Raw genomic sequence first — 26,828 nt, forward strand, 5'->3', positions numbered from 1 at the left:
TGTTATAACTCTTTCGAAAATGCTCAATATCAGATTCGCCATATGATTCCTTTCTCAAAAGGCTACTATAATCCAATTGAATAGTAGCCTTTTTGCTAATTATTAAGCCATAAATTTTACAAAGGCAGGCATTGCCACCATTAATTCAGGTATAAGTAAGCACCCTAATGCCGCTGCCAGAACCATCCATGAAATTTCTACTGATATTTCAGTTGTTGTTTCACTTTTATCGGATGTAACTGTATAATCTGTTGCCACTATAAGAGACCCTTTATTGTTAAGACCCACACTACCTCCTATAGTTTTCTTTTTTCCTATACTTAAACTTTGGGTTAATGTCCCCTGATTAATAGAAGTGCCTGAGTGTACAACACCTACATCCATAGAATAACCCCATTCAAAACTCTTACCATTAACATGATTTGCATATACCGTTACCATTTCTGAGTTGTGAGAAGTATTACGCGTCGATATGGTCTGAGTAACTTTAACCACTCCATCTACTAAAACTTCATCTACTTTACTGGTCTGATAACTTTCTGTTCCAACAAATGTTGCAACATGTTCCCTTACAAAATTATATACCTTAGCAACCGCTTTCTTCGTTTTTTTCCATTTAGATTTTAAAAAATGCACTATCTTTTTAAAGAAAGTTCCCTCTGGGTCGCTATTAGATACCGGATTATTTCCACAATAACAGAATACATTGCACATTGTGCTGTTAAATCCGGAAATATACGAATCCGCACTGATAAATCTCCGGATCTCCGGATCATAATACCGGTTCTTCAGATAGTACATTCCGGTTTCTTCGTCGTAGTAATAGCCTCTGTAGCGGAACGGGTTTGTTTTTCCGATGGTGCCGGCTTTGCTGCCGGTGATGCTCAGGATTTTTCCCCAGCTGTTATACTTGTATTCTACTACAGTCTCTCCGGTGTCGTCAATCAGTGCAATGACATCATTCTGGAGATTTCTTACGTAAAAATAGTCTTTTCCTGACACTCGCATTGAAACAGGATTTGCTGCGGAATCATAGTAATACCAGATTCGGCGTCCCTCACCTTTTTCTGTTACCAGAAGATCTCCTGCCATGCAGTATTCGGTTGTTACATTGTCAACGGTTTTCTTTACTCGATTTCCGGCATGGTCATAATAGTATCGGATCTTTTTCCCGTTATTGACAGACTCCAGCTTTCTTCCCTGTGTCCAGGTAAATGTAGTATTTCCTTTTTTGGTCATATTTCCAATTGAATCATACTGCATGACTACACCATTCCACTTCATCAGTTTATCCCGCCATACCTGTCCGAAGGTTCCGGTTTCTGTTGCAGATGGTTTTGTTGGAAGCGTTCCTGTTGTATATGGATACTCACATACTTTTACAAGATTTCCACCCAGATCATACTCATAGGTGAATGTCTTCTTCTGCGTCTGGCTGTTTTCCCGGATCAGACGGTTCAGCTCATCGTATATATAGGATTCTTTTACTGTACTGGAACCTTTGGTATCTGTGATCGCCGTGATATTTCCGTTTGCATCATAAGTATAACTCAGGGTTCTGGAACCTACCGTTATTTTTCTTGGAAGTGTACCGACCTGTTTATCCGGAGAATAATATCCATATGTCAGAGTTAAAGGATTTGTGGTATTCCACTCTGTTTTTGCAACTCTTCCACAGGAATCATAAGTAACGGTTCTCTCTTTTCCGCTCATGATCTTTGTTTTTGTTTCTCTGCTGTCTTTATCATAGCTGTAATTTGTTTTTGTTCCATATTCATCAGAATATACGCGAAGCTCTGTCATGTTATTATTTGCATCATAGAAATACTGGTATCTCTGTCCGGATTCATCTGTAACACGCATCAGCCTGTCCAGGAAATCATATTCCAGATCATAGGTTTTTCCAGCCAGGTATGCCTGTACTTTTGCAAGATTTCCGCTTCGGTCATACACATAATGATTCATTCTTTTTTCTGCAGACGCACTGGCACTGTGATAATAGCTCATCTGGATACGATCCATACTGTCATACTCGTAGCGGATATAATCTCCATTGCTGTAAATGGTCTTTGCAAGATTTCCGTTTTTCTCTTCATATTCATATCTGACAAGTTCATGAGAATATTCTGCATCCGTTTCTTTTTTATCAATAGAAGCTCGCAGCATATTTCCAAATGCATCATAGGTAAATCCGTAGGCAAATCCATTATGGCTGATGGACGCAAGTCTGTCATTTTTGTAGGTATACGCATTGGTCACTGTTTTCTGTACATTTCCAATTGTTACTTTCTGGCTTACTGCACTGAGACGCTGTGCGGCATCGTATCTGTAGGAAATCTTATTTCCTCTTCCATCTATAAGTGATTTCAGCAGATCTGTAGTTTCATCCCACTCATAGGATACGGTATTTCCCTCTGTATCCGTAACGCCTGCTACATGATTTTTCTTCTCTGTGAATTTACGGGCCACCCAGGTGCCCTTTGTCTCTGTGGTATCTGACGCAGCAATACAGCCACTTTCCACAATGTTTCCTTTTGTGTCATATTTCAGACGGTATCTGACTCTTTCGGCAGAAGTTGCGGTTCGCAGACGACGTTTTGCATCATACTCATACTTAAAATTATTTCCTTTCGGGTCTGTGATCCCGGTTACATCACCAGTCGCATTGTACTCAAATTTCTGCCGATTCTTCTGAGCATCTGTAACAGAAATGAGATTATTTTCTGCATCATAAGTATATGTCTGTCCGAACTCCTCCCGGAATAACGCAATGCCATCTACAAACGCATGATTGGCATTATGGCAGTATGTATACGCTACCTGAATACTTGCATAATCATTTTTTGCCACGTACACATCACTCAGGAACTGCCAGTCCAGAATATCCGGACTGAAATTACTGTAGTGTGTATCTTTTGTCTTTCCATCTGCAGATATAAATACAACTTCCACACCAAACCTGCGACCTTTATCCACAGAAGATTCCGGAAGTGTTGTTCCGAATCCCCAGGCATTCACCATGTAGGTATCGCCTTTTTTTCCTGTGAGATCCAGTTTTTTGACCAGACGTTTTTCACTTTCATAATCTCCAACAAATTTGAAAATATGATTGTCAAGTCCCGGCACCCTTTCATTTACTTTGGCCGTTGCTTCACGGTCTGTTACCGGAGCTTTGGATATCGTAAGAGCTGTATTTAGGATATAAGCAAACTTTTTTTCTTCTGTATTTTCAGGCATAAACGCATACCATACTTCTCCGTTATTCTTTGTAACTGTTCCCCGTATACGGATTCTTTTATCTTTGGGAAGTGTTACCAGCCCACTGACTGTAGATGGAGTCGTATAGCAGTTCACCGGTGCATATGTGTAACCATACGGCGTGTTTGTTGCCAGTCTTACTACAGAATCTGCGGAAATATAGCCATAATATCTTTTTCCGTCAATATCCAGTCCTGCTTCATACCACTTGTTTCCACTGGAATCTTTTACAGATGAGCGTAATGCCAAACAGGTATTTTTTTCAATCCCTTCCTGTACCGGTATTGCTGATGCAGATGGGGCGGAGCGGAGAATGGCATTCTCAACTGCAGTACATGCGGAATTGCTGGCGCTTCCTCCCGGCATATAAATACACAGAGACTCTGATCTGACATATCCTTTCTGCCCGTTCCTTGTTTTCACATAGTACCAGAGATTTCCACTGGCATCTTTCAGAAATGCCATTGCCACCACACATTCATTCTTGAAGATACTTGTGATCTTTGTTTCTGCAGACACCTTTGGTGTTGTATAAACATCCGCAAAATCTGTGATCACCATCATTGCATATCTGACAGGAATATATACGCTGGTTCCCACTGTTGTCAGTTCATCTGCAAGCGTGGTTCCCGAGCCGGTAAAGCCCTGCGTACTCCCAAAGTAAAAATCTCCATTATCTATCAGATTGCAGCGGTTTGCAGTTGTTCCGCACTCCAGCTGTGCCATGTCTCCATAAACTGTTCCTTTTACCCGATACATGTATAAAAATACTCTTACTTTTGTATCGGCCGCATCTTCCGGTACCTTGAATGTTGCCTTCTGACGTATAAACCCACCGGTACTCTTTCGGATTCCTTCACTTACCGCATAGACATTTTTTCCATCTTTATCATGATATTCAACTCGTGCAAAACATCTTCCATTTTCCCCAATCTCACTTATGACAGCTTTCATATACATGGAGAATGTATAGGTCGCACCTTTTCTCAGCGAAACTTCCTGATACCAGCTGCAGAACTGATTACTTACCTCGCTGGTAAGCTGAAGGGATCTTGTCCCTGTTTTTACATTCTGACTGTCGGTATTGACCGATGCTTTGATATTTTTTTCATCGGATACATAGGATTTCCAGCCAAGTGTCTTTGCCTGAATGATCGGATCCTTCAGCAGCTGGATGATATTTGACTGAAGTTTTGTTTCATTCTGCAGACGGTTGGTGTAATTTTTATCCTTGCTGTATCTTGCACTTGCCGCATGGCCAAATCCATCATGCACATGCAGAAGGTTTCCTGAATTGTCAAATCGGAAGATTTCACTTCTGTTTTTTCGATCTGTAAATTTTGTGCTGTTGTATCCATAGGTAAGCCGCAGGCTGTTTCCTTCTTTACTTCCTCTTCCGTACTCAGTTATCTTTTTTACTCTGTAAGGATTCTGGCTGTAATAGTCGTAATGCACTTCACTTTCATCAACATTACGGATCTTCTGGAGCAGACGGGTTGTTGTATAGGTATATGTGGTCTTGGAATTATCAATATCTGTGATCGATGTAAGACATCCGTTGGTATATGCAAACGTCTTGCTTTTCTGATCTGGTCCTGTTACCTTTATCAGATGATTTGCTTTTCCTGCACTGTCCGTATCATAAGTTAGTGTTGTCACACGGCCTGCACCGTCTGCGATGGATGCAATACGCAGGTTGGTATATTTCAGGCTAAGTGTATTTCCATGTCGGTCTGAAATAGAGCGTAAATATCCTGCTGTCATGAAGTTCAGGCAGTTTTCTTCTTTATCTTTGATCACATAGGCAATATCGGAATCTCCGGTTTTCAGTATCAGTTCCAGATCCAAGCCGGTTTCCTCTTTCCATTTCTTTTTTGTACTGTCATATACAAAATAGTGGACTGTACCATCTCCATCTGTATGTTTATAATACTCCGTTCCTGCAATAGTGATTTTCCGGATCGTCTGATGATAATTCAGACGGACTCCATATCCGTAACCGATATCGGTGTCTTTATCATTGCTGTTGTATACCTGTGTCAGCCCCATCGGCATCAGTGAGCCGCCTGTTTCCATTGTATTATGCTGCATGATCACATTTCCGTTGTAGTCATTCACGTACACGGTGCCTGCACGTCCTGCTTCCTGGCTATGATATGTCCAGTAGTCCTCAAGACCGGAGTAGTTTACGTAGGAAATGTCGATTCTCGGACGCATATTCGTATAATCACTGTCGCAATCTGATGAAAGATACGCTGTATATCCCGAAAGTTCATAACTGTCCCTAAGTAATACACCATAGTTACGTCCATTTTGATACCATTCCTTCACAAGCCGTGTAATATCAAGGCTGATATATTTCTGTTCATCTCCGGTAAACTTACATATATCTTCAACTGTTTCCGAATACATAGGCTTGTTCATCCACGTAAGATTGGCAGAATCCCAATCCTGCAGTACACGATGAACCTGAACAGTTCTTTCTTTTCCATCTTTTGCAAGAGACACCATCAGCATGCGTGCATTGATTACCATATCTCCGGTTTTGATCATCGGCAGTTTAAATTTCAGATAACTTCTCTGAATAATATCACCACCTCTGGTTTTTAAATACATCCCTTCACGATCAGTACCCGCTGCATCCTGTGAATCTACACATGCATCAATAATTTCCTTCACGTCTTTTGATGTTGTCGTAATCGGATCGACAATAACCGGATAAACTCTTTCCGGATCTTTCAGCCATTCTTCATCCGGTGTGATCCGGATCGCACAACGGTCTTTTTTTCCTTCATCCAGAAGTTCGATTCCGATATTTTCTGATCTTTTTCCTGCGGAATCTGTCATAAACGGCGCCGCAACAGCAAAAATCTCTTCCTCTGCATCATTTACAAATCTTACGCAGGAATTTCCTGCTACCGGATGAAGTTTTTTGGTATGATAGAGCCATGTAAAAGAACCGATTGCTTCCGGTGTTTTCAGGATGATATCTTCTTTTATGCTCTTTCCTCTTACACAGAAACGGCTGTCTGTTCCCGGAAGGATATCCGGATAAAGAACTGCATTCGTTCCGGTTTCTTCCGCCTTTACTTTTTCTGCGTTTTCCAGTGCCCAGCTAATCTTATATGCATCTTTGGTAACAGATACCGTCCCCTGCTTTCTGGAATGCTTACGAAATACGACTTTCCATTTGCCTTTTCTGTTGGCAAAATCCTTCTCTGCCCTCTCGCTGGCTGCGTATTCTTCTGCCATATTTTCTTCCTGATCTGCTTCTGTGTCTTCATCCATTTCCTCTGTCAGGGTATCATCCATTTCCTGCCAGATTCCCTCTTCGTCCTGATAATGAACATCATCCAGATAGATTTCTTTCGTAAAAGAATGATCCTCATTCTCAAACAGTTTGGATGCTGCGGTTCTTTCTTCTTTTATTTCCCGTCTTTTCTTATCTTCCATTATTTCTTTCCTTCTTTCTTTTCATTTTTGAGCCAGATCCATAAAGCAGTCATAACTGTTACCATTCCGCTCAGGATCTGATACCACTCTTCTTCTGAAAATGGGAGTGGATTTCTGCCTGTCAGTTCCAGGATTTGATTCGTCAGTGCGATCATAAGCACTGTCATCCGGATCAGTACATCTCTTGGAAATCTGATCTTTCGTTTGATCTTCATTCGTTTGCCACCTTCTTTCATCTCCGGTAAAGCTGGCCTTCACTTTACGCTCTGTAGTCAAAAACATATGTTTCACGCTTTATATAATATCGAACATCTGTTTGTTTTTAAATTACATATATGTTATTTTTCGTAACATATATGTAGAATCGAATATTTTTATCTCCATCCCTGTGCTTCCCTGCACTCTTTATCACAGTTTCTGAACAGTCTGATAACTTCTTCTTCCGAAATATCCAGAAAACTGACGATCTGAAAAAACAGCAGGATACTCATGGCATTTTCTCCATTTTCGATTCTGGAGATCGTCATCTTGGATACATCTACGCCTTCCGCCAGTTCTTCCTGACTGTACCCGCCTTTTTTCCGACATATACGGACATATTCTCCGATCTGATATAATTTCTGCTCTTCATTCTTCATTTTCTTTTCCCCCTTATTTATAAAGAAAAAAGCCAGGAAAACACCCCTGATATTAAAATCAGGGAAGTATTTCCTGGCTTTGAGTCTGGCTCTTACGCAATCTACGGTTGCCGGCCGGCTTCTCACTCAGTTTTTATGTGGTTTTCTTATCTCTTATGTGTTCTGTAATAAAAGATCTGCCTTCTGTATTGCTGTTCATTGCAATGTGCCAGCTGTATCTCCACCTCTTTTCTGCATCTGGGACATTTGATCCGGAGGATTCCGGAACAGTCACCTGTCAGATCGAACAATCTGCTGTTGGAGCAACTCGGGCAATGTACTCGTATTGCTTTTCTGTCGGGTGTTCTTTCTTCGATGTCCACCACTTCTCACGCTCCTCTTTTACGAATATATGTTCGCTTCTTATATTTTCCATTATACAAACTTATGTTCGCTTTTGCAATAGTAAATTTTCCCTCCGACAGCTTTCCAATCTCCCACGTTCATGCTATACTAAACCTATCTCTGTCTGCCCGTTTCAGTCATGGGGCAGACTTATTTTTTTCAGGAAAGGATTTATTTATGAAGCGTATCAAAAATATCGATCTGCTCCGTGCGGGGGCGATCCTCTACATTATGCTGTATCACTGCTACGTTCTGTCCGGGCAGCCATGGCAGTCGCATACAGCCATCCACACACTTCTGACTCTTGGAGGTGAAGTAGGAGTTACACTGTTTTTCCTGTTAAGCGGATATGGGATCTATCTTTCCCTTTCTTCTTCGGAGGCGCGAGGCTGTCTCCCCGGCTGGCGGGCTTTTATGAAAAAGCGCTGCATCCGCATTATGCCCCAGTATTATGTATGTATCACGGTCCTTCTGATCTTTATGTCCACGCAGATGTTCAGCAATGAGGGACTTCGTCACATCCTTGCGTACTATACGTTCACGGAGAACTTTTCCCCGGTGACTCATGGTTCCATCAATGGTGCGCTGTGGACGATGGGCGTGATCTTTCAGTTTTATCTGATCGCCCCGTTCCTTTATAAAGCAGTCCGGAAAAACTGGCTCGTAGCTTCTGTTGTGTCCATTGTTTTCACTGTTATCTGCCGGTTCGCAGTCGTCCTTTATCTCCACAATTCCGGGATTTCGGATAACTCTGTATATTTTGTATACGAGCGTCAGGTATTCTCTGCGCTGGATAATTTTGTGCTGGGAATGGCTGCTGCCGCTTTCTGGAAGCAGACCGGAAATCGTATGCAGGATTACCGGCTGAAGCTTGGACTTCCAGTTTCTATTGCAAGCACCGCACTGATCCTGGTATGGATCTTTTATTATCACAGTCACGGGCTTTATGGCACTGCTCCCTCCGGTTATCCCGCCCATTCCATCCTGGCGGTCCTGCTCAGTATACTGCTTGTGGGCTTCTCCCTCCTGCCGGAAATGGATTTCAGGTTTCTGCGTCCGCTGTACTTCGTAGCCCGGAACCAGTACGGGATCTATCTGTGGCATATGCCCATCATTATGATCCTGCAGGCCAATGCTCCATGGTTCAACACCATGAGCCAGCAACGCTTCTGGCTGTTTTTGCCATGTATGGTTGTCATCACCTGCGTATTCGGCTATTTTGCAACCCGCTTTATCGATCATCCCGCTTCTGCGAAAAAGAAAGGATAACTTCCCATGAAAGACAGAACCGCAGTTAACCACAATATCCGCAAGCATTTTAATGAACTGATATACAACACAGCCCGTTACACAGAGATCGCATTATCCATCGTGATCATTATCGTGATCGCACTGTCCGGACTGCGTCTGATCCTTACAACTGCCGGTACCTCCATCATGGATATGGACACCAGCTTTTTTACCAGTTTCCTGTCACAGGCACTGTCTCTTGTAGTCGGTGTGGAGTTTGTAAAAATGCTCTGCCGCCATTCCGCCCAGACTGTTGTCGAAGTCCTGCTTTTTGCAACAGCAAGGCAGATGGTCGTGGAACATCTCGATCCTGTACAGACACTGATCGGGATCATCGGTATCGCCATTCTTTTTGCCGTCCGGAAATATCTGATGACGGACAGCGATGATATGACCCCGCATCAAAAGAACGCTTCAGAAGAATCCTCAAAAAAAGCTTTCTCTTCTGAGTGCAAATGAGCATAATTGCAGAAAAGCTCCAACTGTATCCCGATATTGATACTGTTGGAGCTTTTCTTATAAATTTTGCATTGGTATAAACCCTATACGATACTATTATCCACGTCGGACCAGCTGCATGCCCACAGCAGCTATCTCCAGATAATATACCCTGCATAGATCAGGTACATACATACCATGGAAATTCCCTCTTTCCGGCTAATCCTCTGCTTTGTGGCCGCATAGATCCACACGATCAGCGAGAACACGATAAGTATGACAATATCAATAATATTTTCCCGGATCAGTGCCACCGGATTGATGGCAGATGCAACTCCGAGAACCATCAGGATATTAAAAATATTGGAGCCTACCGCATTTCCCACAGCCATATCCACTTCGTTCTTTCTGGCTGCAACCACGGAAGTCACCAGCTCCGGAAGGGAAGTTCCGATGGAAACAATGGTCAGTCCCACCAGTGTCTGGCTCATTCCAAGATCAATGGCAATGCGGCTGGCAGCATCCACCGTAAGATCTCCGCCAAAGGCAATGGCAAGTGCACCTCCCACAATAAAGAGGATGCTCTTCGGCCAGGAAAGGATGCCGATTTCTTCTTCCAGCTCTTCCATTCCTTCCATGTCCACATTTTTTCCTGCTGCCCTGGCCTTCATGGCACTTTGGATCATTACCACAATATAGCCTGCAAAAAATCCCAGCAGGATCATTCCATCCAGATGACCAAGTCTCATTCCGATCGTATCTCCTGCTGCCAGGATCCCAAGCCCCAGAAGAAGGAGCGCACAGATCATGGAAAACGGAATATCCCTCCGGATGGTTTCCTTCTGTACCAGGATCGGCGTCAGGATGGAACAGACTCCAACAACTACCATCAGATTAAAAATATTGGAACCTACCACATTGCTGACCGCAAGCTCATTGTTATTGACCAGTGACGCTGTAACGCTGACTGCAGTTTCCGGCAATGATGTTCCCATTGCCACAATAGTAAGGCCGATGATGATCGGCGGCACCTTCAGCCTTTTTGCGATACTGGAGCTTCCTTCTACAAAGAAATCCGCACCCTTCATCAGGAACACAAAGCCGATCACAAGAAAAACTAACACAAGGATCAGCGGTGAACTGTTTACCAGATTTTCCATTTTTCTTCTCACTTTCTTTTTTTATTTCCCATAACCCGGAGATTCATTGTCGCCCGCCCTGCTGAAAAAATTCTTTCCGACATTCTTTTGTTACATAAAAAAGACCCATGTATGCCCTGCTGCAATAAGATATAACAAAGCATACATGAGTCTCATTCTTTAAGATTTGCCAGGTTTTTCAGAAAAAACCGGGTCTGTTGACAAATCACACTTACGTGCGAACTACTCCCTCATGGAATTAAAATTTTCAATTTTTTTCAATTTAACAGAATTGTTTTTAAAAGTCAACCCCTGGCCGGTGACTTTTCTTTATCGAAAGCACATATTTTATGTATCTTTATTATTTTCCGCTTTCAGAAACAATCCCCTTCAGGATCTGTAAAACTCCATCTTCACTGTATGACGGACATACTTCCCTGGCTGCTGCCTGCACTTCCGCTCTGGCGTTAGCTACCGCATAGCTCCTTCCCGCTTTCTGAAGCATGGCAATATCGTTGAGGTTATCTCCGAATGTACAGGTTTCCTCCGGAGAAATTCCTAACTGTTGCTGGATAAATTCGACAGCTGTACTTTTTTCGCCCTCCGGCGGTGTACTGTCCATCCATTCTTTTCCGGCAGCCGCCAGCGTTACCTTATCCCTCCATGCCGGTGTAAAATACGGGGCACAAAGCTCCTCGCACCGTTCCGGGTGATAGACAGAGAATTTCAGCACCTGTTTTCCCTGAAGAGAAGAAAGATCATCCACTTTTCTCATATCATAACCATAGGAATCCCGCAGCCACCGGAACATCCTTCCATTCTCATTCTCCGCATAGCAGCACTCCGGTGTGGCAATAAAGCAGTCACATTCCGGCATTTTTTCTTTCACCATATGATGCATGCGTTTCCAAACCTCATCCGGAAGTGTATGTACCTTCAGGATCTTACCATTCTTCCGGATCACCGTACCGCCATCTGACACAAAATACACCAGATCCTTCACCGGCTCAAACAGCTTCCTCTCACTGTCATACTGCCGCCCGGAACACACCACAAAGGTGATTCCCAGCTCAGTCAGCTTCCGGATCACTGTCATATATTCCGGATTGATAGTCATGGTCCCGTCTTTTACAAGAGTTCCGTCTACGTCTGTTGCGATCAGTTTTATCATTTTGTTTTTACTCCTCTCCCATCTGAAATACCAATATCCTCTCTCTCTGATTTTTCCCGTCGAAAAGATCCTGGCAGTCGATCTCGTCCAGGAATTCCAGTTCCTCTACGGTCATCAGATATGAAATATATTCGTCAGATGGATAATAGAAAAACAGTAGCATTTCTCTTGTTTTTTCATACCAAGATTCCCGGATGTGTCCGATGACGCTTCTCAGTATTTCCACAGAAAAGGGATTGAAAAAATAAAATCTGTCTGCGGATTCCGGTACCTGAAAAAGAGCTGCATTCTCCAGTATAAATGATGTTTTTGTCCCGGAAACAGCCCGCTGCCTGTTTTCTTCTGCGGCTTTTGTCATACGTTCATCGTACTCCACGCCTGTAGTCCGGCATCTGACCTGCCACGCCAGAAAAAAATCCACTCTGCCTTTTCCACATCCATAGTCGATCAGATGATTCTTTTTCCCCAGATATCCACAATAAGCCAGCCGTTCCAGCACCCCGTACGGCGTTGGCTCGTATGGATAACAGTACTGATCCGATCTGGAATCGTCACGACCGGTGGTTTTGATCTTCAGCAGCTTATCATATTTTACTTCATTTTGATCCATGCTTCTGTTAATCTCCGTTCGCTACATCGGGCAGCTTCGTTTTTCCTCTTTATCCATATCTCCATGGACATACCTGGCATTGAACTCCATATTGATCTCACGGATCTCTTTCTTTCCGTCAATATAATCCTGATACATATCCGCAAGTCTCGCCATACAGCCATCACAGTTCGCGGAAATATTTCCAAGAGATTCCTCCACGATCTGTTTACGTTCCTCTTTTGTTGTATCTTTGATCAGATATCCTGGCATTGTTTTTTCCTCCTGATAGGTTCACCTGTGTTTCAGGTATTCTGTATTTTTGTTATTGTTCACTTTTTCTTTTGAAAAAAGCTGCTTGTATCAAACAAACAGCTTTACAAGAATTTTTCTTTTCTGTTTTTTTATTCTACTCTGGCCCACTACCAGTGTCAATACAATTTTTCGCCTGTTTCCGAAACACAAAATAAAAGCCTCCGGAACAATTCCAGAGGCTTCATACGTGCGTTAGAGGATTCGAACCCCCGACCTTTTGGTCCGTAGCCAAACGCTCTATCCAGCTGAGCTAAACGCACATCTTTGTTGCTTTTCCTTTGTGATATTTCGTATCACCGCTGCAACAATATGTATGATACTCTAAGACCTATAAAATGTCAAGGGTTTTTTGAAACTTTTTTTGATTTTTTTTAAAAATATTTTTTATTGCTATTTTTGATGCAAAAGCAACAGTTTTTTAATTCCGTCTAAGTGCCTCGATCGGGCTCAGTTTCGCTGCCTTTTTCGCCGGATAGATTCCGAAGAACACACCTACTGCACAGGAGAACAGCGTAGCCGCCAGGATAGTTCCCGCACTGATCCCAGGTGTGATGGTCATTCCCATACTGCTGCTGATCACCGCACAGATCACATAGCCGCCTGCAATCCCCAGCACAATACCGATCAGCCCGCCTATGATCGTCAGGATCGCCGCCTCCGCAAGAAACTGTAACATAATAGACGAGGTTTTCGCTCCAAGGGATTTCCGGATACCGATCTCCCTGGTACGCTCTGTGACGGATACCAGCATGATGTTCATAACACCGATACCACCTACCAGAAGGGAAATGCCCGCAACAAAAGAGATAAACGCAGTCACCATACCAAGCATCTGATTCATGGATTTCATAACATCCTGGAAGCTCTGTACCTGGAAATATTCATCTCCGGCACACTGGTGACGTCTCTCAAGAAGATTTATGATCTTGTCTGCGACCGCCTGGGAATCCAGACTCTTATCCGCCTGAACTATGATCTGATAAAATTCTCCGCTGCTTCCGGTAAAGTCGTCCATGGCCGTATAAGGCACATTTATGGTCACCGGCATTCCATCGTAAGTATAGCTGACAAAGGTTCCGTTCTCTTTCTGTGTGGTGACTCCGCAGATGCGGAATGTCTTGGTCAGATCATAGCAGGTAATGTCCAGTGTCATTCCCACTACATCATCCGTTCCGAAAAGCCGCTTCGCATCGGCATCGGAGATCACGCAGACGTTTTTTCCCTCTTCGACCTCCTTCTGTCCGAAATAGCTTCCGTACTTCACAGAAGCATTATCCACCAGCTTGGCATCCTGGGCCTCCCCGGTCACTGTAAGATTAAAATCGCCCTTTCCGGTTACGGTCTCGCCTGTATAGGAATCTGAAACATTAACACCTTCCACGCCATCCAGCTCCCGGACTGCATCAATATCCTCCGGTTCGATCCAGACCTGGTCTGCTATGGCATCATCACTGCAGTAAACAGCGATCTGACCGCCGCCGATATCATTGATCTCACTGTTCATCTGATTCTTTGTACCCTCACCGATGGACACAATGGCGATCACTGATGCAATACCGATAATGATCCCTAACATGGTGAGAAAGGATCTTCCCTTATTAGCCATGATATTATGGATCGCCATTTTGATATATTCATAAATATTACTCATCGGCAGTCTCCCCTGTCTCTGCTGCACTGTCACTGTCTGCCGCTGCTGCCTCTGCCTTCATTCCCTCTTCCAGGGAGCCCAGATCCTCGATGACCTCATCTCCGGCTTTAATGCCATCTGTGATCTCAACAGAGTCCTCGGAACTGATTCCTGTTGTGATATCCTGCTTCGTGATCACACCATCCTTCAGCACATAACAGAAGGAACCATCCTTGCCGATATTTACCACGCCTGCCGGAAGCGTTACCACATCCTCTGCCTTTTCTGCATAGATCTTTACCTTCGCATCTACTCCCAGAAAAATATCCTTGTCTGGCTTGTCGATGCCCACTGTGGCAGAGATCAGTGTGGAGCCTTTTTCGTTGGTTGTCGCAATGTGACTGATCTTAGTCACCTTGCCGGTATATTTCCTGTCGCCGATGGTAATGTCCGCATTCTGGCCTTCCTTTACCTTATCGTAGTCATACTTGGACACATTGATATCAACGCTGACCTTATCTGTATTCTGCAGGGTAAAAAGCTCCATTCCCTGTGTTGCCGCTGCGCCCTGCTGGACTGCTGATTTGGAAATGACGCCGTTAAAATCCGCCGAAATGCCTTTCTTTCCTTCTTCTACCAGCTCTTTCGCAGATTTTGCATCCAGCTCAGTAAGATTGTTGCTGACACGCATTTTTTCTTTCTCTTCTTCTGTAAGGCTGGCAGAATCCGCCTCTGCAATGGATTTCTGGGAAGCAAGGTCCGACTGCAGATCCGCCAGATCAGAGGTTGCCTGTTCGATCGCATTCTCAATGGCAGAAGTATCCACTGTACTTCCTGCAGAAGAAGCATCCGCAGATGCATGATCTGTCAGCCCCGGTGTTTCCTCTGAAGCTCCATCGGTAACAAAATCACCGGCTGCACTACTGCTGTAATCGGAATACTCCGGCATTTTTGGCTGGCTGGCCTTCTTATCCTCATAAGCTTCCTTTGCTTCCTGGCAGGCGATCTCTGCCTGACTTCTTGCTGCTTCCGCTTCATCCAGCGCCTGGGCATTCTCATCGCTCTGGTCTGCCTGCCACTGTGCAAAAGCCATCTTATAACTGGTATCTGCCTGATTATAAGCATTCTGTGCCGTTACATAATCGGAATTCAGCTGTCCCAGCTCCTGCTGGTACTGCGGAAGTGTCTCATTCTGATATGTAGTCAGCGCTTCTGAATACGCTCTCTGAGTCTCTGCATCCCTGGCAGCCTGGGCCTCTGCCTTTGCCTGGGTCTCCGCCTGGGCCTGTGCCTGCGCATCTGCCGCAGCCTGAGCCTGTACAGACGCCAGCTGTGATCTCAGGGAAGCCAGATAATTCTGCTGCTCCCTTACCTGCTGTTCCAGACTGGAAACCTTTGCTTTTGCACTGTCCTGCTTCTTCTGGGCCTCATTGGATTTATTGATGGAATTTTTATAATCATACTGTCCGGACTGTACATTCAGCTCTGCTTTCTGATTATCCCTCTCCAGATCCTTCACTTCAAACTCTATCAGCTTCGTTCCCTTTGAAACCGTATCGCCTTCTGCGAAGGATACGCTTTTGATCTGTGCGTTCACAGGAGAATAAAAGGTCTTCTGCTCATCACTGACAACGGTTCCGGTTGCATCTACGATCTCCTCCACATCTCTTGTCTCCGCTTTGGTAACAGCAACCTGCGGAATCTGTGATCCCCCGCGGCCTGCACCTGATGCCGCATAAATACCGCCTGCCACAACAGCCACTGCTGCCACACCGATCACAATCTTTTTCCCTTTTTTCATTCTTAAGCCTCCTCGACAAATTCCTCATTGATCGTATCTGATTCAATTTTTCCATCCATGATCCGGACCACACGTCTGGCCTGAGCCGCGATCCCATTATCATGAGTGATCAGGATCAAGGTTTCTCCTGATCTGTGCATTCCCTTCAGGATTTCCATAATTTCCCTGCTGGATGCAGAGTCCAGATTTCCCGTTGGTTCATCTGCCAGGATCACCGGCGGCCTGGCTGCGATAGCTCTGGCAATAGCCACACGCTGCTGCTGTCCCCCTGACATTTCGTTTGGCTTATGATCCATACGTTTCTCAAGTCCGACTTTTTTAAGAGATTCCACAGCAAGCTTTCTTCTTGTTTTCCGGTCGATCCCACGATAGATCAGAGGAAGTTCCACGTTTTCCAGCGCCGTAAGATTTGCGATCAGATTAAAGCCCTGAAAGATAAAACCAATCTCCTTATTTCGTACCACCGAGAGATCATTATCCTTCATTGTGGATACATCTGTTCCATTCAGATAATATTTCCCGGAGGTGGGGACATCCAGACAGCCCAGCATGTTCATAAAGGTGGATTTTCCGGAACCGGACTGTCCGATAATAGCCACAAATTCCCCCTTATGGATCTCCAGGTTCACATGATCCAGCGCCCGCACCTCATTTTCTCCGGGATTGTAAACCTTGCACAGATCTACTACCCGTACCAATGCATCTTCCATAATAAAATTACTCCTTGTAAAGTAAATCAGTCCCAGGCAAGCCCCTCCTCTGCTTATTGCTTTTCGCCATTGAAACAGAGAGCTTCCCTGATCAGGTTAAAAATACAGAGCGAAGTCTGCAGGGGATACTGCTGTTTCTCGTCGGAACGCTCCAAGCCAAAACAGCAGCAGGCAGACTGCTCTGTCATTTCCGGGAAAACCCCGCTCATTGATCTGTAACGAAAAGATCACCTGAATGTCTTCAGAACTGACACACATTTATACATCTGTTTATGCATCAAGTAAAAATGCCTTATATGCCTTGTATGCCTCATATACATCCGCCTTGCTGGTAACCTCCCACGGAGCATGCATACTCAGCACTGCCACGCCACTGTCGATAACCTCCATTCCGTAAAGTGCCGCAATATAAGCGATGGTTCCGCCTCCGCCAAAATCAACCTTTCCAAGCTCTGCTGTCTGGAAAGCAACATTGTGATCATCAAAAATCCTGCGAACTCTTGCAACGTACTCTGCATTGGCATCGTTGGAACCGGATTTTCCTCTTGCACCGGTGAACTTGTTAAGAACGATACCGCGTCCAAGATATGCTGCATTCTTTTTCTCAAAAGCCTCACCATAGGCCGGATCATAGCCGGCACTTACATCGGAAGAAAGCATGCTGGAATTACGGAGAGCTCTTCTTAATGCAAGCTCGGAATAGCAGCCCATTCCGTCCAGAAGCTCTGCCACGCTGTTCTCAAAAAATCTGGACTGCATGCCTGTGGCACCAACGCTTCCGATCTCTTCCTTATCTACAAGGAGACAGCAGCCGGTACGCTTCGGTGTCTCCTCCATCTCCAGCATTGCCGCAAGGGATGTGTAAGCGCATACACGGTCATCCTGTCCATATGCTGCGATCATGCTGCGGTCAAGTCCACAGTCTCTTGCCTTTCCTGCCGGAACGATCTCCAGCTCTGCTGAAAGAAAGTCCTCTTCCTCAATACCATACTTCTCATTTAAAATCTTCAGCACATTCTGTTTTACCGCATCCTTTTTGGAATCATCCGGAAGCTCTGCAAGAGGTCTGCTGCCGATCAGGATATCCAGCATCTCACCCTCAATAACCTCTGCTGCCTTTTTCTGGAGCTGTTTTCCGGAAAGATGGATCAGAAGATCTGTGATGTAAAGTACCGGATCTTCCACATCCTCACCAATGCTGATCTCCACAATGCTTCCGTCCTTCTTTGCAACAACACCATGCATGGCAAGAGGCAGTGTCACCCACTGGTATTTCTTTACGCCACCATAATAATGGGTATCCAGATAAGCCAGATCCGTATCCTCATACAGAGGATTCTGCTTGACATCCAGTCGCGGAGAATCGATATGTGCACAGAGAATGCTCATACCTCCGGAAAGCTCTTCGGTTCCTACATGAAACAGAGCAACGATCTTCTTCATCCCTACCGCATAAACCTTGTCACCGGCCTTGATCTTCTCGCCTTTTTCGAGCTTCGACTCAAGAGATTCATATCCGGCAGCCTCTGCTTCCTTCACGATTTCTGCAACACATTCCCGTTCTGTTTTTCCTTTATCCAAAAATTCTCTGTAAGCCTTCGCAAGCTTCTCCATTTCTGTCTCTTCTGCTTCCTTATAAGAAAGCCACGCATTTCTTCTTTCCATTTTAGTGGTCCACCTTTCTTTATAGCTTCCGGCAGCTGCCGTTTCTCATCATATTATCTGCAATCTGTCTACTATTATAGGTCAAACATTTACGAATTTCCACCGCAATTCCCATTCTTTACAAAATCTTTATGATTCGTTATAGTAGTTCTTAAGAATTGGCCCTGTATCCAAAATTTTCAGGTATCTCACACACGGAAAGCTTTCTGTTTCACCGTAGACTTTACCTGTATGCTCCAACAGGGCAAAGGAGGAAACAACATGCAAGCATCTGCTCAGCTAAAAGAGCTTCTTCACAGCATCAACCGCAAAAGCTATCCTGCATACAAGTCTCTGCGGGGTGCATACCAGTTTGACCGTTATATTTTGTCCATTGACCACGTGCAGGGGGATCCTTTTGCCTCTCCCTCTCACATCAGTGTGAAGCTTTCCCACCGAGACACCGGATTTCCGGCAGAATATTATAAGGATTCCTTGACCCGCATCACACTGGGAGACTTTCTGAACCGCCAGTTTGAACAGCAGGTAAACCGTTATACCTTCCGTGCAAAAGGCTCCGGAAAAAGCGGCCTGATCTCAGTAAGCCACTGTGGTCAGGAGGTTCTTGCACGTACCGCCTGTGAAATAACGGAAAAAGGCATCACTGCCCGTTTTTTCATCGGTTTCCCGGCCAATGGCAGAACCATCAACTCTCCCGAACTGGAAAAAATCCTCTTCGATTTTCTTCCGGTCTGTATTCACAAGGCATTTTTTTACCGGAATCTTGACCCGGAAGCGCTGAGAAAAGCCATCTGCCTTGCCGAAGATCAGGCATTTATCCGTCAGGAGCTGAAAAAACGTTCTCTGGCTGCCTTTGTCAGTGACGGCGCTATCCTCCCCAGGGAAAGCGGCATCTCTTCACGCCCGATGAAAAATTCTGTTCCTTTTGTTTCTCCGGAAAGCCTGAGGGTTTCCATGGATCTGCCCCACAGAGGAACCATCACAGGCATGGGCATTCCCTGCGGCATCACCTTGATCGTAGGTGGCGGTTACCATGGCAAATCCACCTTACTTAACGCACTGGAGCTGGGAATTTACGATCACATTTCCGGTGATGGCCGGGAGTATGTCATTACCGATCCTTCTGCTCAGAAGCTTCGCTCTGAGGACGGCCGTTTTATCAAAGATGTGGACATTTCTCTTTTTATCAACGATCTTCCAAATAAAAAAGACACCCTCTGCTTTTCTACAGAGGATGCCAGCGGCAGCACTTCACAGGCTGCCGGTATCGTGGAAAGTATGGAGGCCGGAAGTAAAGTCTTTCTCCTTGACGAGGATACCTCTGCCACCAACTTTATGGTCCGTGATTCCTTCATGCAGCGGGTGATCTGCCGGGAAAAGGAGCCCATCACTCCATTTCTGGAACGTGCCCGGGATCTCTATGAAAAGGCAGGGATCTCCACTATCCTGGTTGCCGGAAGCTCCGGAGCTTTTTTCCATATTGCGGATACTGTGATCCAGATGGATAATTATCATCCGGTGGACATCACAGCAGTCACCAAAAAGCTCTGTCAGGAATATCCTCTCTCAGACATTGAGGCCCCTGCATTCCGCCTTCCGGGAAGCCATCGCATCATGACCAAGGCCAAAGTGACTCCATCCCGCCACAGCCGTCCCGGACAGCCGGAAAGACTGAAAACCAAGGTTCACGGCAAAGATGGCTTTTCTCTTGGAAAAACCGAAGTGGATCTCCGCTATGTGGAGCAGCTGATCGACTCCGAGCAAACTGCATCCTTGGCGTTGCTTCTGAAATATGCCTGCGAACATCTCATTGACGGAAAACGTACTCTGCCGGAGATCATCACTTATCTGGATACTCAGCTGAAAAGGCAGGGATTGTCCTTCTTCTCGGAAGGCTCTTATATTCCATGCGGTTATGCCATGCCCAGGATCCAGGAAATATATTCCTGCTTTAACCGCTATCGCAGGCCGTAGCTGTGCCTGAAGCTGTATATCCAATAAATCTCAGACAACAAAAAAACGCTGCCGATACACATTGGAAATCTTTATCTCCTCTGTCATTCGGCAGTTTTTTTCTGCAATGCAAAACCACCGTCCTGTCGGCTCTGTCTTGCCAATGGAACGGTGGTTTATCTTCATACATATTTTAGGGAAAGGAAAGAGTTTTTCTTAAGAGCTTCTGTTCTCTTAAGATGTTTATATCATACAGGATAAATGTGAGAGAAATTTGTACAATTTCTAATAAATTTATAAAATTTATTAACGAAGTCTAATCATTTTCCAAAATAATCCTGCTGATCATTATTTACCATGGTCTTCCGGAAAAAACCGAAATATTACAGCCGTTTCTTTCGCTTTTTAGTCGTGTCTCTGCTCTTTGTTATCATATGTCTCACAGAATCTGGCAGCAAAAGCCGGCGGCTCCTGATGCGCATACAAATGAGAAATGTCTCCAAAAGAGCTCATACGGAAGGACGCGATCCCTTTTCGCCTCTCCTCTGTAACAATGGTGCTCACCGATGACGGCGCCGCACAGAAATTCTGCAGCATCACCAGCGGAGAGATACTGAGAAGATAGCTGATGAGTACACAGCTTACACCGAAATGGCAGAAAAACACAAGCGTATCTTCATTGGCTTTTTCTGCTCTGTAATAATGTCCTTCCCGCACATAGCCATGCTCTGCCAGAACTTTATCAAAATTCTGTGTGACCCAGTCATACTCTTCTTTCATTTTTCCCTCTCGCAGGATGTCATTATCCCACCAGCGGTCAAAGCTGTAGAAATTTTCGATCTTCGTCCAGTCCTGGGGAAGCCAGTCCCAGGGAATGATCTTTTCCCCATGAAGATCCGGTCTTCTGATCTTTACGTCGAATTCTCTCAGCCACTTGCATTCTGTAGCTGTTCTTCCGTTTTTCTTCAGTGTGCAGGATGCGGTATCCTTTGCTCTTCCAAGCGGAGAAACATAAAAATCCCTGACATCAAGAGCTGCGATCTTTTCAGAAAGAAATTCCGCTTCCTTCCAGCCCTTTTCGGTCAGGGAATCTATTGTGTAATCCGGGTCTCCATGTCGTATAAAAAGTAATTTCATCTTTTGGTATCCTCCATTTCATAACCTGGATTTCCATTATATTCTTATTTTTTCAGTTGTCAATTCCTGATAGCTTCTGCTGCAGGGATCAAACCTGATCCGCGGTTTCTCCATGGAGCACAGCCTGCTGCTCCCTCAGCTCATAAACTGCCTTTTTCAATGCCTGAAAGCTCTCCTCACTGATTATGTGCTCGATCCTGCAGGCATCATGAATCGCTGTTTTTTCCTGGACTCCCAGTATCATCAGCCAGGAAGAGATCAGCTGATGACGTTCATATACCTTATCGGCAATCTTATGTCCGTCCTCTGTCAGACGGATATCTCCGTTGTCGGCTACTGTGATGAGATTTTTCTGGCGAAGATTCTTCATGGCAACACTGACACTCGGTTTCTTAAAGCCCATCTCTGCCGCGATATCCACAGCTCTTACAAGAGAGCTCCTGTTTCCAAGGATCAGGATTGTTTCCAAATAATCTTCAGATGATTCATTTGATCTCACGTTATTTACACCTCCCTCGGTTTGTTAAAACTAACCAAGTTAATCATAACATACTTTAGGAGAATGAGCAATGGTTTTTAATGCTTTCTGTTTAGTTCTGCCTCAATTGCCAGAAGGCACTGGCTGGAACATATCTGCAGAATTCTGGAAATTTCCAGGAGTTTTTCCCTGGAGCAGTTTCCCCGGAGCAGTTCACAATATCCCTGAAATTTCATCTGTACCAGGATATGTACCAGCTCGTGATCAACTTCTTGTCCACATTCCTTTTGAAAACGTTCATTAAGGATCTGCTCCATTTTCGTACAGGCATCCTCACGGAAATTCACATATCTGGTACCTTCAGCTCCATCTATGAGGATTTTTGCGATGTCCCTGTTTTCCCAGATAAATTCCATAAGTATCCTGTCATATTCTTCCGGATGCAGTTGTTTTTCCTGATCCGTAAAGTCTCCCATGATCCGCTTCAGATCCTCTACCGTCTCTTCCACGATTTCTTCAAAAAGAGCTGCTTTACTTTCAAAAAAGAAATATAGCGCTCCCGTAGTCACCTCTGCTTTTTTGCAGATCGCACGAAGAGAAGCCTTCAGAAATCCCCTGTCTCTGAATTCTTCCTTCCCCGCTTCCAGAAGTCTGCTCCGCACAGCATTTTCTGATTTTTCCATATTTTACGCACTCCATCATTTTTCCTGCATTCCGCTTTGCAGGAAAATTCCGCTTATTTCTGACCAGCTGTTAATTTTTTAGCAATCTGATCTTACTGATATTTTACCTTAAATCGCTGAAAAAAGAAAGTATTTTGTACCCCGTGTCAATCTGTCATCGGGGAATCTCCACGGTCTGTAACGATTTCATAGCCTACAGACTCCACACGTCTGGTAAGGCACCCTCTGCACTCTGCTGCTTCCTCGCCTGTACAGATCTTGTTATCATAAAGCTCATACTGTTTACGGTTCTTCACCGGAGAAAGATTGGGCATTACTACATTTGCACCCGCCTGAAAACCCTTTTCCCTGCCTCTGGGGTCCAGGGTCCCCAGTGCTGTGGTTGCCGGAAGAAGTACCTGTGGAAGCAGGATCCGGATGACAGACAGCAGAAACAGTGTCAGATCCACACTTCCTGCCGGTTCCTCTGCAAATTTCGTATCATGGTGCGGGACAAATGGTCCGATCCCCACCATATGCGGATTCAGGTCTTTAAGAAAAACAAGGTCTTCCGCCAGATACTCCAGCGTCTGTCCCGGCGCACCTACCATAAATCCGGCACCTATCTGATATCCCAGTTCCTTCAGGGTATAAAGACACTGTTTACGGTTTGCAAGACTTAAACTCTCCGGATGAAGATAACGATAATGTTCCTCACTGGCCGTCTCATGACGGAGTAAATAGCGGTCTGCTCCAGCATCTTTAAATCTCTGATAGCTTTCTTTTGATTTCTCCCCAATGGACAGCGTGATCGCACAGTCCGGATATCCCTGTTTGATGGACCGGATAATGTCAACCATCCGGTCATCATTAAACCATGGGTCTTCCCCTCCCTGGAGCACAAATGTCCGAAATCCCAGCTCATAGCCATTCTCGCAGCACTGCAGGATTTCTTCCTTTGTAAGGCGGTAACGGCTGGCATTCCTATTAGAACGGCGGATCCCGCAGTAATAGCAGTCATTTCTGCAATAATTGGTAAATTCTATCAGACCTCTTGTATATATTTTATTTCCAAAATATTTTTTCTGTATACGGACAGCCTCTTCCCGAAGCAGACGAACCGCATCCGGATCCTGGTATAAATGCAGAAGTTCCGGATATTCTTCCTTTGTCAGCTGTCCTTCTTTTATAAATTTTTCAACGATCCCCATACTTTATCTGTCCTTCTCTTTTATTTACAAAACTATCTGTAAAAAATATTTTATCACAAAAAAACAGATATTGCACAATATAAGTATACATGCAATATCTGTTCTTACAGAATGATTACTGTTCATTCCGTTCTCAGTAACACAGAATGATCCAATTTTTATTTAATAAGATCCTTTACAACCTCACCGGCAATGATCAGTCCCACTACGGAAGGCACAAAGGCATTACTTCCCGGTACCTGACGTCTCTGAGTACATTTTCTTTCTGTTCCCGGAGGACAGATGCAATGAGACTTGCAGCTGATCGCCATATCATCAATTGGAGTCATTGGCTTCTCCTGTGAGTAAACCACCTTCAGTTTTTTGATTCCTCTTTTTTTCAGTTCGCGGCGCATGACCTTTGCAAGGGGACAGACGGACGTTTTATAAATATCTGTCACTATAAAACCTGTTGGATCCATCTTATTTCCGGCCCCCATAGAGCTGATGATCGGTGTTCCTGAAGCCTTTGCCTGCTCTACGAGCATCAGCTTTCCGGTTACAGTGTCGATCGCATCGACTACATAATCATACTGGGAAAAATCAAAGGAATCCGCTGTCTCCGGCACATAAAATGTTTTGTGGATATTTACAACTGCATCCGGATTAATTTCAAGAATACGTTCTCTGGCCACGTCAACTTTATATTTCCCTACGGTCTTTCTTGTTGCGTAAATCTGGCGATTGATATTGGTGAGGCATACTTTATCATCATCAATGAGATCCAGGGTACCTACGCCACTTCTGACCAGTGCTTCCACCGTATATCCGCCAACACCGCCAATTCCGAATACTGCGACTCTGGAATTTTTCAGCTTTTCCATTCCTTCTTTTCCGATTAATAATTCTGTTCTTGAAAACTGATTCAGCATTTTCTGACTTCTCCTTATATTCTTTCCATGTATATTTATACTGACAACGGATATATTTTTTATATCTGTCCGATTTGTTTACAACTGTCAGGATTCTATCATGGGAAAATAGCCTTGTCAATATCCCTACCAATAAGCTAGGAATATTTTCCCGTTTTCATCAATAAATTTTATGATACAAAAAAAGATCCCTAAAAAGGAATCTTACTGATACTGCGGGTAGCCGGACTTGAACCGGCACGGAGTTGCCCCCGAGAGATTTTAAGTCTCTTGTGTCTGCCTATTCCACCATACCCGCATATTCAATTAATTTGTTCAAAAATGGGGCCTATAGGGCTCGAACCTATGACCCTCTGCTTGTAAGGCAGATGCTCTCCCAGCTGAGCTAAGACCCCAAATATGAACGACCCAGAAGAGACTCGAACTCTCGACCTCCGCCGTGACAGGGCGGCGCTCTAACCAACTGAGCCACTGGGCCATACAAAATATAAAACTTTTAAAATGGACCTTCGGGGACTCGAACCCAGGACCGACCGGTTATGAGCCGGTTGCTCTAACCAACTGAGCTAAAGGTCCAAAAAGCCGATGATCGGACTCGAACCGATAACCTGCTGATTACAAATCAGCTGCTCTGCCAATTGAGCCACATCGGCGTATTAAACACCAAATGTTGAATCGAGTCAATGAATATCCAGTTTAGTTTTAAGTGACTCCAAGGGGATTTGAACCCCTGTTACCGCCGTGAAAGGGCGGTGTCTTAACCGCTTGACCATGGAGCCATATTTCTTTTTTTTGTTTCGCTGTTTTGTATTTCCCTCAGCGACGAGTTAAATAATACCATACCTTTTTTATAATTGCAAGCTTTTTTTTGAAAAATTTCAATTTTTTTTACAAAGCCGGAAAACAGGCCGAAAAGCCTTATAAAATGGGCTTTCTAAGGGTTTGTATTTCCTTTCTCAAACCCTACCCGGAAAAATTTTTTCTGTTTTTTTCAAACATTGACATTATTTTTTCTCTGTATATAATTGAAAGTATGATGACTTAAAAAATCATATGAAAGGATGACAATAATGAAAGTTTTATTACTCAACGGCAGTCCTCGCAAAGAAGGCTGCACTTATACAGCTCTTACAGAGATCGCAGAAACCTTAAAGAAGAACGGTGTGGAGGCAGAAATCTTCCAGGCCGGGGATCCTTCTCAGGAAAACGTTGCTGCCGCAGCTGCCATTATGAAAGAGGCTGACGCCCTTATTGTTGGTTCTCCGGTTTACTGGGCTTCTCCTTCCGGACAGATCATCGAATTCATGGATAAATTCGCTTCCAAGGCCGGAAAGGATATGATCCACAAGCCTGCCGCAGCTGTTGCTTCCGCAAGACGTGCCGGTACTACTGCTACTCTGGATGTTCTGATCAAATACTTTACCTATCATCAGATGCCTGTCGTGTCCGGAAACTACTGGACAATGGTTCACGGCAATACCCCGGATGACGTCAGAAAAGACGCTGAAGGCCTCCAGATCATGCGTACGTTAGGCAATAACATGGCATGGCTGTTAAAATGTATTGAAGCCGGTAAAAAGGCCGGTATCGACGCTCCGGAAACAGAGCAGAAGATCATGACTAATTTCATTCGATAAGCCGGAATTTCTCTGTCATAGCTTTATAAATTTATTGATTATCTCTAACAGTCAATATTTCTATTTGTAGTTACAAAAATAAACGTGCAGATATAAATGTATCTTATTTATATCTGCACGTTTTTACATCCTTATCCTGTCGCAGATCAAGCATAAAAAAATCCCATAAACTGTTACATTTACAGGAAACAAAAAAACTCCCCCTGTTGGACTCGAACCAACGACACTGCGGTTAACAGCCGCATGCTCTACCGACTGAGCTAAGGAGGATTACTTAAATATTTAATTAAGGTTTGTACCTTAAAAACTACATACATGTTTGTTGATCGTTAATCAAACTCTTTGAATCAATTCTTAA

Annotated in this window: 20 protein-coding genes and 8 tRNA genes; 4 read left to right on the forward strand and 24 right to left on the reverse strand. The window is 44.4% G+C overall.

The genetic code is table 11. The annotated features are described in order from the left end of the window. Positions 1-102: 102 nt before the first annotated feature. The 3 genes from LI091_RS15605 to LI091_RS15615 form a co-directional block, all read right to left on the reverse strand. A complete protein-coding gene (locus tag LI091_RS15605; RefSeq protein WP_265191337.1) occupies positions 103-6,711 on the reverse strand; it encodes a DNRLRE domain-containing protein in 6,609 nt (2,202 codons plus the stop codon). Next, a complete protein-coding gene (locus LI091_RS15610; RefSeq protein ID WP_173723443.1) occupies positions 6,711-6,926 on the reverse strand; it encodes a phage holin in 216 nt (71 codons plus the stop codon). Before LI091_RS15610 ends, LI091_RS15605 begins: the two co-directional genes overlap by 1 nt. Positions 6,927-7,085: 159 nt before the next feature. Next, positions 7,086-7,349, reverse strand: coding sequence for a helix-turn-helix transcriptional regulator (locus LI091_RS15615; RefSeq protein ID WP_129976099.1), 264 nt, complete (start codon positions 7,347-7,349; stop codon positions 7,086-7,088). A gap of 561 nt (positions 7,350-7,910) precedes the next feature. On the opposite strand from LI091_RS15615, the gene LI091_RS15620 reads away from it, so the two are divergent. Beyond that, positions 7,911-9,002: an acyltransferase family protein gene (locus LI091_RS15620; protein WP_173740109.1), complete on the forward strand. Its 1,092-nt coding sequence runs from the start codon at positions 7,911-7,913 to the stop codon at positions 9,000-9,002. A 6-nt stretch (positions 9,003-9,008) separates the two neighbouring features. Next, positions 9,009-9,482, forward strand: coding sequence for a transporter (locus tag LI091_RS15625; RefSeq protein ID WP_092071924.1), 474 nt, complete (start codon positions 9,009-9,011; stop codon positions 9,480-9,482). A gap of 131 nt (positions 9,483-9,613) precedes the next feature. Here the strand turns inward: LI091_RS15625 and LI091_RS15630 are convergent, their stop codons facing one another. The 9 genes from LI091_RS15630 to LI091_RS15670 form a co-directional block, all read right to left on the reverse strand. Further along, a complete protein-coding gene (locus LI091_RS15630; RefSeq protein ID WP_022427049.1) occupies positions 9,614-10,621 on the reverse strand; it encodes a calcium/sodium antiporter in 1,008 nt (335 codons plus the stop codon). 340 nt (positions 10,622-10,961) lie between these two features. Continuing rightward, positions 10,962-11,771, reverse strand: coding sequence for a Cof-type HAD-IIB family hydrolase (locus LI091_RS15635; RefSeq protein WP_173740934.1), 810 nt, complete (start codon positions 11,769-11,771; stop codon positions 10,962-10,964). A gap of 7 nt (positions 11,772-11,778) precedes the next feature. Beyond that, positions 11,779-12,381, reverse strand: coding sequence for a class I SAM-dependent methyltransferase (locus tag LI091_RS15640; protein ID WP_173740935.1), 603 nt, complete (start codon positions 12,379-12,381; stop codon positions 11,779-11,781). A gap of 21 nt (positions 12,382-12,402) precedes the next feature. Then, positions 12,403-12,633, reverse strand: coding sequence for a hypothetical protein (locus LI091_RS15645; RefSeq protein WP_015527478.1), 231 nt, complete (start codon positions 12,631-12,633; stop codon positions 12,403-12,405). A 228-nt stretch (positions 12,634-12,861) separates the two neighbouring features. Further along, positions 12,862-12,935, reverse strand: a tRNA-Arg gene (locus tag LI091_RS15650). 158 nt (positions 12,936-13,093) lie between these two features. Then, positions 13,094-14,326, reverse strand: a complete 1,233-nt coding sequence (locus LI091_RS15655; protein ID WP_173741354.1) for an ABC transporter permease — start codon at positions 14,324-14,326, stop codon at positions 13,094-13,096. Then, on the reverse strand, positions 14,319-16,106 hold the full coding sequence (locus LI091_RS15660) for an efflux RND transporter periplasmic adaptor subunit (protein WP_265191338.1): 1,788 nt from the start codon (positions 16,104-16,106) through the stop codon (positions 14,319-14,321). Before LI091_RS15660 ends, LI091_RS15655 begins: the two co-directional genes overlap by 8 nt. Positions 16,107-16,108: 2 nt before the next feature. Beyond that, complete coding sequence (locus tag LI091_RS15665) at positions 16,109-16,816, reverse strand: ABC transporter ATP-binding protein (RefSeq protein WP_021650257.1); 708 nt, start codon at positions 16,814-16,816, stop codon at positions 16,109-16,111. Positions 16,817-17,086: 270 nt separating this feature from the next. Further along, positions 17,087-18,481: an aminopeptidase gene (locus tag LI091_RS15670; RefSeq protein ID WP_110102848.1), complete on the reverse strand. Its 1,395-nt coding sequence runs from the start codon at positions 18,479-18,481 to the stop codon at positions 17,087-17,089. Between the two features lie 261 nt (positions 18,482-18,742). On the opposite strand from LI091_RS15670, the gene LI091_RS15675 reads away from it, so the two are divergent. Next, positions 18,743-20,455 (forward strand): ABC-ATPase domain-containing protein, encoded by a 1,713-nt coding sequence (locus tag LI091_RS15675; RefSeq protein ID WP_173746724.1) that lies wholly within the window; start codon positions 18,743-18,745, stop codon positions 20,453-20,455. A gap of 384 nt (positions 20,456-20,839) precedes the next feature. On the opposite strand, the gene LI091_RS15680 is transcribed toward LI091_RS15675, so the two are convergent. The 11 genes from LI091_RS15680 to LI091_RS15730 form a co-directional block, all read right to left on the reverse strand. Then, positions 20,840-21,571 (reverse strand): histidine phosphatase family protein, encoded by a 732-nt coding sequence (locus LI091_RS15680; protein WP_021650251.1) that lies wholly within the window; start codon positions 21,569-21,571, stop codon positions 20,840-20,842. Between the two features lie 88 nt (positions 21,572-21,659). After that, positions 21,660-22,070, reverse strand: a complete 411-nt coding sequence (locus LI091_RS15685) for a metal-dependent transcriptional regulator (RefSeq protein ID WP_021650250.1) — start codon at positions 22,068-22,070, stop codon at positions 21,660-21,662. Between the two features lie 77 nt (positions 22,071-22,147). Next, entirely contained in the window at positions 22,148-22,732 is a 585-nt protein-coding gene (locus tag LI091_RS15690) for a TetR/AcrR family transcriptional regulator (protein WP_059086181.1), read from the reverse strand. A gap of 146 nt (positions 22,733-22,878) precedes the next feature. Then, positions 22,879-23,922 carry a [FeFe] hydrogenase H-cluster radical SAM maturase HydE gene (gene hydE / locus LI091_RS15695; protein ID WP_092071903.1) on the reverse strand — a complete coding sequence of 348 codons (1,044 nt, stop codon included), beginning with the start codon at positions 23,920-23,922 and terminating at the stop codon, positions 22,879-22,881. A 158-nt stretch (positions 23,923-24,080) separates the two neighbouring features. Continuing rightward, positions 24,081-24,833 carry a tRNA threonylcarbamoyladenosine dehydratase gene (locus LI091_RS15700; RefSeq protein WP_059086183.1) on the reverse strand — a complete coding sequence of 251 codons (753 nt, stop codon included), beginning with the start codon at positions 24,831-24,833 and terminating at the stop codon, positions 24,081-24,083. A 214-nt stretch (positions 24,834-25,047) separates the two neighbouring features. Further along, a tRNA-Leu gene (locus LI091_RS15705) sits at positions 25,048-25,131 on the reverse strand. Positions 25,132-25,155: 24 nt separating this feature from the next. Beyond that, positions 25,156-25,228 (reverse strand) — tRNA-Val (locus LI091_RS15710). 9 nt (positions 25,229-25,237) lie between these two features. After that, a tRNA-Asp gene (locus LI091_RS15715) sits at positions 25,238-25,311 on the reverse strand. 24 nt (positions 25,312-25,335) lie between these two features. Further along, positions 25,336-25,409 (reverse strand) — tRNA-Ile (locus LI091_RS15720). A gap of 4 nt (positions 25,410-25,413) precedes the next feature. Next, a tRNA-Thr gene (locus tag LI091_RS15725) sits at positions 25,414-25,486 on the reverse strand. A gap of 54 nt (positions 25,487-25,540) precedes the next feature. Next, positions 25,541-25,612 (reverse strand) — tRNA-Glu (locus LI091_RS15730). 291 nt (positions 25,613-25,903) lie between these two features. Here LI091_RS15730 and LI091_RS15735 point away from each other — a divergent pair. After that, the gene (locus LI091_RS15735) at positions 25,904-26,470 is read left to right on the forward strand and encodes a flavodoxin family protein (RefSeq protein WP_059086184.1); all 567 of its coding nucleotides are present in this window, start codon (positions 25,904-25,906) and stop codon (positions 26,468-26,470) included. Positions 26,471-26,667: 197 nt separating this feature from the next. Here LI091_RS15735 and LI091_RS15740 read toward each other — a convergent pair. Continuing rightward, positions 26,668-26,740, reverse strand: a tRNA-Asn gene (locus LI091_RS15740). Between the last annotated feature and the right edge of the window lie 88 nt (positions 26,741-26,828).

The sequence above is a fragment of the Blautia sp. MSK20_18 genome (assembly GCF_020553125.1).
Taxonomy (GTDB): domain Bacteria; phylum Bacillota; class Clostridia; order Lachnospirales; family Lachnospiraceae; genus Blautia_A; species Blautia_A fusiformis.

Excerpts from the sequence above, each read along its gene's own strand:
- LI091_RS15605 (WP_265191337.1), bottom strand. The coding sequence starts at position 6,711 with ATGGAAGATAAGAAAAGACGGGAAATAAAAGAAGAAAGAACCGCAGCA.
- LI091_RS15610 (WP_173723443.1), bottom strand. The coding sequence starts at position 6,926 with ATGAAGATCAAACGAAAGATCAGATTTCCAAGAGATGTACTGATCCGG.
- LI091_RS15615 (WP_129976099.1), bottom strand. The coding sequence starts at position 7,349 with ATGAAGAATGAAGAGCAGAAATTATATCAGATCGGAGAATATGTCCGT.
- LI091_RS15620 (WP_173740109.1), top strand. The coding sequence starts at position 7,911 with ATGAAGCGTATCAAAAATATCGATCTGCTCCGTGCGGGGGCGATCCTC.
- LI091_RS15625 (WP_092071924.1), top strand. The coding sequence starts at position 9,009 with ATGAAAGACAGAACCGCAGTTAACCACAATATCCGCAAGCATTTTAAT.
- LI091_RS15630 (WP_022427049.1), bottom strand. The coding sequence starts at position 10,621 with ATGGAAAATCTGGTAAACAGTTCACCGCTGATCCTTGTGTTAGTTTTT.
- LI091_RS15635 (WP_173740934.1), bottom strand. The coding sequence starts at position 11,771 with ATGATAAAACTGATCGCAACAGACGTAGACGGAACTCTTGTAAAAGAC.
- LI091_RS15640 (WP_173740935.1), bottom strand. The coding sequence starts at position 12,381 with ATGGATCAAAATGAAGTAAAATATGATAAGCTGCTGAAGATCAAAACC.
- LI091_RS15645 (WP_015527478.1), bottom strand. The coding sequence starts at position 12,633 with ATGCCAGGATATCTGATCAAAGATACAACAAAAGAGGAACGTAAACAG.
- LI091_RS15655 (WP_173741354.1), bottom strand. The coding sequence starts at position 14,326 with ATGAGTAATATTTATGAATATATCAAAATGGCGATCCATAATATCATG.
- LI091_RS15660 (WP_265191338.1), bottom strand. The coding sequence starts at position 16,106 with ATGAAAAAAGGGAAAAAGATTGTGATCGGTGTGGCAGCAGTGGCTGTT.
- LI091_RS15665 (WP_021650257.1), bottom strand. The coding sequence starts at position 16,816 with ATGGAAGATGCATTGGTACGGGTAGTAGATCTGTGCAAGGTTTACAAT.
- LI091_RS15670 (WP_110102848.1), bottom strand. The coding sequence starts at position 18,481 with ATGGAAAGAAGAAATGCGTGGCTTTCTTATAAGGAAGCAGAAGAGACA.
- LI091_RS15675 (WP_173746724.1), top strand. The coding sequence starts at position 18,743 with ATGCAAGCATCTGCTCAGCTAAAAGAGCTTCTTCACAGCATCAACCGC.
- LI091_RS15680 (WP_021650251.1), bottom strand. The coding sequence starts at position 21,571 with ATGAAATTACTTTTTATACGACATGGAGACCCGGATTACACAATAGAT.
- LI091_RS15690 (WP_059086181.1), bottom strand. The coding sequence starts at position 22,732 with ATGGAAAAATCAGAAAATGCTGTGCGGAGCAGACTTCTGGAAGCGGGG.
- hydE (WP_092071903.1), bottom strand. The coding sequence starts at position 23,922 with ATGGGGATCGTTGAAAAATTTATAAAAGAAGGACAGCTGACAAAGGAA.
- LI091_RS15700 (WP_059086183.1), bottom strand. The coding sequence starts at position 24,833 with ATGCTGAATCAGTTTTCAAGAACAGAATTATTAATCGGAAAAGAAGGA.
- LI091_RS15735 (WP_059086184.1), top strand. The coding sequence starts at position 25,904 with ATGAAAGTTTTATTACTCAACGGCAGTCCTCGCAAAGAAGGCTGCACT.